1 protein-coding gene and 1 pseudogene are annotated in these 1,981 nt (G+C 71.0%); both read left to right on the plus strand.

The window, feature by feature from the left end; all coding sequences use genetic code 11:
- Positions 1-13 precede the first annotated feature (13 nt).
- The gene (locus NYF13_RS15590; protein ID WP_315657524.1) at positions 14-778 is read left to right on the plus strand and encodes an alpha/beta fold hydrolase; all 765 of its coding nucleotides are present in this window, start codon (positions 14-16) and stop codon (positions 776-778) included.
- A gap of 38 nt (positions 779-816) precedes the next feature.
- Positions 817-1,694: pseudogene (locus NYF13_RS15595) on the plus strand (IS5 family transposase).
- Positions 1,695-1,981: the final 287 nt, after the last annotated feature.

A 1,981-nucleotide genomic window follows, 5' to 3' on the forward strand; every position in this document is an offset into this window, starting at 1 on the left:
GAAGGAAACGCGCATGAGCAGTGCGACACCCGCCGGCGACCCTTGGATCCGCCGCTTCCACCCCGCCGCGGAGGCGCCGGTGCGGTTGGTCTGCCTACCGCACGCCGGCGGCTCGGCGAGCTTCTTCTTCCCGCTCTCCCGGGCGTTGTCGCCGGGGCTGGACGTGCTGTGCGTCCAGTACCCCGGGCGGCAGGACCGCCGCCACGAGCCCCTCGTCGACGACATCGGGAAGCTCGCCGACGCGCTCGTCCCCGTGCTGGCGCCGTGGTGCGACCGGCCGCTGGCGTTGTTCGGCCACAGCATGGGCGCGTCGCTCGCCTTCGAGGTCGCGTGCCGGCTGGAAGCGGCGGGCACCGACGTGGCGGCGGTGATCGCCAGCGGCCGCCGCGCACCGTCGGAGGTCCGGGAGGAGTTCACCCACCTGAGGGATGACGATGGGCTCATCGCGGACCTGAAGGCGTTGTCCGGCACGCAAGCCCGCATCTTCGAGGACGAGGAGATCCTGCGGATGGCGCTACCGGCGATCCGCAACGACTACCGCGCGGCGGAGACCTACCGCTTCGGCGGCGGCGGCCCGCTGCGCGCGCCGATCCACGTGCACACCGGCGACGCCGATCCCAAGGTGACCCTCGACGAGGCGCGGGCGTGGGCCCGGCACACGACCGGCGAGTTCAGCCTGCGGACGTATTCCGGCGGCCACTTCTACCTGGTGCCGCACGCGGCCCGGATGACCGGCGCGATCGCCGAAACCCTCACCACGGCCCGCCGGGCCGGCTAGGGGGTGTCCTGCAAGTGGTTGAGCTGGACTTCTGATGGTTGTGCCCGGTGGTTGGTCGGGGTGAGTTGACGGAGAGGGCGTGGGTGGTGATCGAGTCGCTGCTGCCAGCGCAGCAAGGCGGTGGGCGGCGGTGGCGCGATCACCGGCAGGTGATCAATGCGATCCTGTGGAAGCTGCGCACGGGTGCCCCGTGGCGGGATCTGCCCGGCCGCTAGGGTCCCGGGAAAGCTGCGCATGAACGGCTGCGGTTGTGGACCAGGGACGGCACCGGGGAGCGGATCCTCGACCGGGTGATCGTCAAAGACGACGCCGTCGGCGGTCTCGAGTGGATCATCTCGGTGGACTCGAGCGTGGTTTGGGCCCACCAGCACTCGGCCGGCGCCCGGAAAAAAGGGGATGCAGCGACGGGATCGACGCCCTTGCCTGCGACGGAGAAGGACTCGGACGCTCCCGCGGCGGGCTGAGCACCAAGATCCATCGTGCCGTCGAAGGGCGAGGCCTGCCGGTACGGATCCTGCTTACCCCAGGCCAAGCCGGGGACAACCCGCACCTGCTGCCGCTGCTGGATGGCATCGGCGTCGCCCGCCTCGGGCCCGGGCGTCCGCGTTGCCGACCGGAGACGGTGATCGCGGACAAGGCGTATTCGCATCCTTCGACCCGGCGGGCGATGCGCGACCGGCGGATCGCTTTCGTCAGCCCGGAACGGGCCGATCAGATCGGCCGCCGCGCCGCCAAAGGCTCCCGGGGCGGACGGCCGCCCGCGTTCGATGCTGAGGTCTCCAAGCAGCGCAATGTCGTTGAACGCTGCTTCAACCGGCTCAAACAGTTCCGTGACCTGGCCACCCGCTACGCCAAACGCGCCGCCTACTACCAGGCCGAACCGACCATCGCTGCCATCGTGCTCTGGCTCCGATGACTTACAGGACAGCTCCTAGGGGGTGGGCCCGCCGGGCTAGGGGGTCACCCCGGAACCGGCGGCGGTTTCCCCGCACCGGCAACCGGTTCCGCCCGCCGCGCGGCGGCGGCGGGATTCCGCGATTGCCGACGACCTTCCCGGTCGCCGGCGATTTTCCGGTTCGCCGCCCGGCCGGGCGCGGATGTGTGGACCACCCGCCGCCGTTAGGGGGCCGAGGGGTCTTGCTCGGGGCTTAGCGTGGCCGCGTCTGCTGAAGGTGCCCATCCGACCTGGTGAGGAACACGCGA

This window comes from Amycolatopsis sp. PS_44_ISF1, assembly GCF_032335455.1.
GTDB lineage: Bacteria > Actinomycetota > Actinomycetes > Mycobacteriales > Pseudonocardiaceae > Amycolatopsis.